The organism is Streptomyces glaucescens, from assembly GCF_002154375.1.
Lineage (GTDB): Bacteria > Actinomycetota > Actinomycetes > Streptomycetales > Streptomycetaceae > Streptomyces > Streptomyces glaucescens.
In genome coordinates this window covers 1-5,827 of sequence record NZ_MUND01000315.1, presented here as the reverse complement: position 1 = coordinate 5,827, position 5,827 = coordinate 1, and the positions used below count along the sequence as shown (strand labels likewise).

Genomic DNA, 5,827 nt, shown 5'->3' with positions numbered 1-5,827 from the left:
ACGCCTTCACCGAGGACCCGGTCTTCTGGGACACCCTCGTCTTCAGCGCCAAGTGGGTCGTCGTCGAGGTCGGACTCCAGCTGCTGTTCGGCCTCGCCCTGGCCCTGATCGTCAACCAGACCTTCGTCGGCCGGGCGATCGGACGCGCCCTGGTCTTCTCCCCGTGGGCCGTCTCCGGCGTGCTCACCTCCGCGATCTGGGTGCTGCTCTACAACTCCCAGACCGGCATCACCCGCTACCTCGCCGACGTGGGCATCGGCTCCTACGGCACCAGCTGGCTGTCGGACACCGAGACCGTGTTCCCGGCGGCGATCATCGCCGACCTGTGGCGCGGCGTGCCCTTCTTCGCGATCCTCATCCTCGCCGACCTCCAGTCCGTCTCGAAGGACCTCTACGAGGCCGCCGAGGTCGACGGCGCCAGCCGCATCAAGCAGTTCTGGCACATCACCCTGCCCCACCTGAAGGACGCCATCGTCCTGTCCACGCTGCTGCGCGCGGTGTGGGAGTTCAACAACGTCGACCTGCTCTACACCCTGACCGGCGGCGGACCGGCCGGCGAGACCACCACCCTGCCGTTGTACATCGCCAACACCAGCGTCGACGCCCATGACTTCGGCTACGCGTCGGCCCTGACCACGGTCGCGTTCGTGATCCTGCTCTTCTGCTCGATCGTCTATCTGCGGCTGAGCAAGTTCGGAGGCGAGTCCAAGTGAGCACCATCAAGGAGGCCCCGGTCCTCCCCACGCCCCGCCGGACCCGGCCCGAGCCGCAGCGCCCGGTGAACAAGCACCGCAACTGGGACGAGGTCCCGCGCTGGCAGATCTACCTGCCGCTGTCGATCTACCTGGTCTTCACCCTGATCCCGTTCTACTGGATCCTGCTCTTCGCCCTGCGCCCGGCCGGCTCCACCTCGCTGGTGCCCTGGCCCATCACCTTCGACCACTTCCAGAAGGTGTGGACCGAGCGGGAGTTCGGCACCTACTTCCAGAACAGCGTGCTCGTCGGCCTCGCCACCCTGGTGCTGACCACGATCGTCGCGCTGGCCGGCGGCTACGCCCTGGCCCGGTTCGACTTCAAGGTCAAGCGGGGCTTCATGCTCGCCCTGCTCTGCTCCCAGTTCGTGCCCGGCGCGCTGCTGCTCGTCCCGCTGTTCGAGATCTTCGCCGAGCTGCAGATGATCAACTCGCTCGGCAGCGTCATCCTCGCCGAGACGGTCTTCCAGCTGCCGCTGTCGATGATCCTCATCAGCAACTTCATCAAGAACGTGCCGTACTCCCTGGAGGAGGCGGCCTGGGTCGACGGCTGCAACCGGTTCACCGCCTTCCGGGTCATCGTGCTGCCGCTGCTGCGCCCCGGTCTGATCGCGGTCGGCTCCTTCGCCTTCGTGCACTCCTGGAACCACTTCCTGTTCGCCCTGATGTTCCTCAACAACCAGGCCAAGCAGACCATCCCGGTCGGTCTGAACACCCTGATGAGCTCGGACAGCGTCGACCTCGGCGCCCTGGCTGCGGGCGGCATCATCGCCGCCGTCCCGGTGGTGCTCGTCTTCGCCTTCATCCAGAAGTGGCTGATCACCGGCTTCAGCGCGGGGGCGGTGAAGGGATGAGACTCAGGCACGCGGCCCTGGCCGCCGCTCTGCTGGTCGTGCTGGGCGTGCCCGCGCACGCCGACGACGCTCGCGACATCAGCCGCGACACCCTGCCCCCGAACGACGGCTGGGCGTCCGCCGCCGGCGGCACCACCGGCGGCGCGGCGGCCGACGACGCCCACGTCTTCACCGTCACCGACCGCGCCGGGCTGGTCCGTGCCCTCGACGGCGGCAGCGACACCCCGAAGATCATCAGGATCGCCGGGACCATCGACGCCAACACCGACGACCGGGGCCGCCGCCTCGACTGCGCGGACTACACGACCGGCGGCTACAGCCTGAAGAAGTACCTCGCCGCCTACGACCCCCGCACCTGGGGTGCCGCCAGGCCGAGCGGCCCCCAGGAGGAGGCCCGCAAGGCGTCCGCGGCACGGCAGGCCGAGCGGATCGAACTGCGTGTCGGCTCCAACACCACGATCGTCGGCCTCAACGACGACGCGCTGCTGAAAGGCGCGAGCCTCCAGATCAGCGACGCGGACAACGTCATCGTCCGCAACCTGGAGATCCGCGACGCCTACGACTGCTTCCCCGTCTGGCAGCCGGGCTCCGGCGGCCTCGGCGACTGGAAGGCGGCCTACGACACGATCTGGCTGCGCGGCGCGAGCCACGTCTGGATCGATCACGTGACCCTGAGCGACAAGGGACACCTCGACGAGGACGAGCCCACCTACTTCGCCCGCAACCACCTGCGCCACGACGGACTGCTGGACATCACAGGCGGCTCCGACCTGGTCACCGTCTCCTGGAGCCGGTTCGCGGACCACGACAAGGCGATGCTCATCGGCAACGGCGACACCGCCACCGGCGACCGGGGCAGGCTGCGGGTCACCCTGCACCACAACGAGTTCGAGTCCGTCGTCCAGCGGGCACCCCGGGTGCGCTTCGGGCAGGTGCACCTCTACAACAACCGGTACGTCGTCCCCGAGGACGCCCACGACTACCGCTACTCCATCGGCGTCAGCACCGAGTCGGCGGTGTACGCCGAGCACAACGCCTTCCACACGCCGGGCCACGTCGAGGCCGCCGACCTGGTCAAGAGCTGGAACGGCAGCGCCCTGCACGACGAGGGCTCCCTCTTCAACGGCTACCCCGTCGACCTGCTGGCCATCTACAACGCGTACAACTCGGGCAGCGAGCGCGACCTGACCGCCGACGTCGGCTGGACCCCCGTCCTGCACGGCCCGGTCGACAGCGCGGCGGCGGCCGACCGGGCGGTGGCGCGCGGCGCGGGAGCGGGGAGGCTCCGATGACCGAAGCCCTTCCGCTGGTCCTCGCCGGCGCCCGCGGCCACGGCCGCTGGCACGTGGCGAACATCCGCCGCCTCCAGGAGAAGGGGCTGGTACGGCTCGCCGGGATCTGCGAGCTGACCCCGCTGACCGAGGAGGAGTTCGGCGGGGAACTCCCCATCCAGTCAGCCGACTTCGGCGCCCTGCTGGACCGCACCGGCGCCCGGCTCGCGGTGATCTGCACCCCGATCCCCACCCACACCGACCTGGCGCTGGCCGCCGCCCGCCGAGGCGTGCACCTGCTGCTGGAGAAGCCGCCCGCGCCGTCCTACGCCGAGTTCCGGCGGATGGCCGACGGGGTCGCCGAGGCGGGCGTGGCCTGCCAGATCGGCTTCCAGTCGCTGGGCTCGCACGCCGTGCCCGCGATCCGGGAGCTGATCGCCGACGGGGCGATCGGCACGGTCACCGGCATCGGCGGAGCCGGTGCCTGGGCCCGCGACGAGGCGTACTTCCGCCGCGCCCCGTGGGCGGGCAAGCGACGGCTGAACGGCGTGGACGTGATCGACGGGGCGCTCACCAACCCCCTGGCGCACGCCGTCGCCACCGCCCTCGCCCTCGCCGGCAGCACCCGCGCCGAGGACGTCACCGCGATCGAGACCGAACTGTGGCGGGCCAACGCCATCGAGTCCGACGACACCTCCTGCGTCCGCGTCACCACCGCCCAGGGCCGCCCGGTCACCGTCGCCGCCACCCTGTGCGCCGAGCACCCGGACGAGCCGTACGTCCTGGTGCACGGCAGCCGGGGCCGGATCACCTTCTGGTACAAGCAGGACCGGGTGCTGCTCCAGCGTGCCGGCCACGGACCCGAGGAGTTCGAGTACGGCCGCACCGATCTGCTGGAGAACCTGGCCGGCCACCTCACGGACGGCACCGGCCTGCTCGTGCCGCCGGAGACGACCGGCGCCTTCATGAAGGTCGTCGAGGCCATCCGGCTGGCCCCCGACCCCGCCCCGCTCCCGGAGTCCGCCTGGCACCGGGCGCCGGGGGAGGAGCGCCGGATCGTGCCGGGCGTGGACGGCCTGGTCGCGGCCGCCGCCGACACCCTCGCCCTGTACTCCGAGCTGACGGCCCCCTGGGCCGCCCCGAGAGAGGTGAGCACCCGATGACCAGCGACGACAGCACGGTACTGCGGGTCGCCGGCAGACCGGTGGGCCGGTACGTCACCCGCCCCGAACTGCCCGGCCGGCTCTCCCCGCGCCCCTTCCTGCACCCCGTCACCACCCTGTCCGGCGTCTCGGTCACCGAACTGAGCCCCGCCGACCACCTGCACCACCTCGGCGTCGGTGTCGCCGTTCCCGACGTCGAGGGGTACAACTTCTGGGGCGGGCGGACCTTCGTCCGCGACCAGGGACCCACCGAGCTGGACAACCACGGCGCCCAGCGGCACATGGGCTTCCAGCTGCGCGACCCGGACGGCTTCGTCGAGGAGCTGCGCTGGGTGGCGGCGGGCACCGAGCTGCTGCGCGAGCGCCGTACCGTCGCCGCCGGCGCGCTCACCGACACCGCCTGGGCGCTCGACTTCACCTTCGCCCTCACCAACCCCGCCACCGCACCGCTGACCATCGGCAGCCCCGCCACCAACGGGCGCCCCGGCGCGGCCTACGGCGGCTTCTTCTGGCGGGCCCGCAAGGAGGCGTCCGCGCCGGACGTCTTCACCGCGGACACCGAGGGCGAGCAGGCGGTGCACGGGCGCCGCGCGGACTGGCTGGCGCTGGCCGGCCCGTCCTGGACGCTGGTCTTCGCGGGTGCCACCGACGCCACCCGCCGCGACCCGTGGTTCGTGCGCACCGCCGAGTACCCGGGCGTCGGCTCCTCCCTGGCCCACGAGGAGCGGCTGCCGGTCCCGCCCGGCGAGACCGTCGTCCGGCGGATCGTCACCGTGGTCGCCGACGGCCGTCTCGACCGCGGGGAGGCCGCGGCCCTGATCCGGAAGGCGGTCGCCCAGTGACCCACCAGAGCCATGAGCCGGCCGGGACGTACACCAACCCGATCCTGGACGCCGACTGGTCCGACCCGGACGTGGTCCGAGTCGGCGACGACTTCTACCTCACCGCCTCCAGCTTCGGCCGGGTCCCCGGCCTGCCCCTGCTGCACTCCCGCGACCTCGTCAACTGGACGTTGGTCGGGCACGCGCTCGACCGGCTGGAACCGGCGGCGGAGTTCGAGCGGCCGCGCCACGACTGCGGCGTCTGGGCGCCGTCGATCCGCCACCACGACGACCGCTTCTGGATCTTCTGGGGCGACCCCGACCAGGGCATCTTCCAGGTGAACGCCCCGGAGATCCGCGGTCCCTGGACCAGGCCGCACCTGCTGAAGGAGGGCAAGGGCCTGATCGACCCCTGCCCGCTGTGGGACGACGAGACCGGCGAGGCCTACCTGGTGCACGCCTGGGCCAAGTCCCGCTCCGGCGTCAAGAACCGTCTCACCGGGCACCGGATGCACCCCGACGGCAGCTCACTGCTCGACGAGGGCAAGCTGATCGTGGACGGCGACCGCATCCCCGGCTGGTTCACCCTGGAGGGCCCCAAGCTCTACCGGCACGACGGCTGGTTCTGGATCCTCGCCCCCGCCGGGGGAGTGGAGACCGGCTGGCAGGGCGCCTTCCGCTCCCGCGACTTCTTCGGGCCGTACGAGGAGAAAGTGGTCCTCGAACAGAAGGACACCGACGTCAACGGCCCCCACCAGGGCGGCTGGGTGCGCACCGAGTCCGGCGAGGACTGGTTCGTCCACTTCCAGCAGCGCGGCGCCTACGGCCGGGTCGTGCACCTCCAGCCGATGCGCTGGGGTGCCGACGGCTGGCCGGTGATGGGCGACGACGGCGCACCCGTGGCCGTCCACCGACGGCCCGGCCTGCCGCCGCAGCCGCCCGCCGCGCCCGCCACCGACGACGACT

Annotated in this window: 5 protein-coding genes and 1 pseudogene; all 6 read left to right on the top strand. The window is 71.6% G+C overall.

All coding sequences use genetic code 11. From position 1 onward, the window contains the following. Window positions 1-713 (top strand): annotated as a pseudogene (locus CCN42_RS20930) (carbohydrate ABC transporter permease); the annotation flags it as partial. Further along, complete coding sequence (locus CCN42_RS20925) at window positions 710-1,606, top strand: carbohydrate ABC transporter permease (RefSeq protein WP_086737783.1); 897 nt, start codon at window positions 710-712, stop codon at window positions 1,604-1,606. The pseudogene CCN42_RS20930 and the gene CCN42_RS20925, both read left to right, overlap by 4 nt. Then, the gene (locus CCN42_RS20920; RefSeq protein ID WP_086737782.1) at window positions 1,603-2,898 is read left to right on the top strand and encodes a pectate lyase family protein; all 1,296 of its coding nucleotides are present in this window, start codon (window positions 1,603-1,605) and stop codon (window positions 2,896-2,898) included. The genes CCN42_RS20925 and CCN42_RS20920 overlap by 4 nt, the downstream gene beginning before the upstream one ends. Continuing rightward, window positions 2,895-4,040 (top strand): Gfo/Idh/MocA family protein, encoded by a 1,146-nt coding sequence (locus CCN42_RS20915; RefSeq protein ID WP_086737780.1) that lies wholly within the window; start codon window positions 2,895-2,897, stop codon window positions 4,038-4,040. The genes CCN42_RS20920 and CCN42_RS20915 overlap by 4 nt, the downstream gene beginning before the upstream one ends. Beyond that, the gene (locus CCN42_RS20910; protein WP_086737778.1) at window positions 4,037-4,882 is read left to right on the top strand and encodes a DUF6807 domain-containing protein; all 846 of its coding nucleotides are present in this window, start codon (window positions 4,037-4,039) and stop codon (window positions 4,880-4,882) included. The genes CCN42_RS20915 and CCN42_RS20910 overlap by 4 nt, the downstream gene beginning before the upstream one ends. Then, window positions 4,879-5,827: glycoside hydrolase 43 family protein (locus CCN42_RS20905; RefSeq protein ID WP_143661972.1), on the top strand; the 949-nt coding region annotated here is incomplete at its 3' end. The genes CCN42_RS20910 and CCN42_RS20905, both read left to right, overlap by 4 nt.